The 300-nt window shown below is 72.7% G+C and carries 1 protein-coding gene; it reads right to left on the bottom strand.

Going from position 1 to position 300, the window contains the following annotated elements:
- Nucleotides 1–300 (bottom strand): oligopeptide/dipeptide ABC transporter ATP-binding protein (locus UK12_RS35325; protein ID WP_045307319.1); only part of this gene is annotated, 300 nt, incomplete at both ends.

Here is a 300-nt window from a genome sequence, read left to right as displayed (position 1 = left end):
CGCACCGCGGCGAAGTGGCAGGCCGACTCGTGGGCGGCCCGGCCCTCCAGCGAGGGCACCGCGAGCAGCGGCACCTCGGTCGAGCACCGCTCCTCCGCCTTCCAGCAGCGGGTACGGAACCGGCAGCCCGACGGCGGATTCGCCGGCGAGGGAATGTCCCCGGACAGGATGATCCGCTCACGCCCCTCACGCCCGGACGGATCCGGCACCGGCACCGCCGACAGCAGCGCCTGCGTGTACGGGTGGGTCGCGTGCTCGTAGATCTCCTCGTCCGACCCGATCTCCACCATCTTGCCCAGG

It is taken from the genome of Saccharothrix sp. ST-888 (assembly GCF_000955975.1).
In the GTDB taxonomy this organism is placed as follows: Bacteria; Actinomycetota; Actinomycetes; order Streptomycetales; family Streptomycetaceae; genus Kitasatospora.
This window is presented reverse-complemented; position numbering and strand designations above follow the sequence as displayed.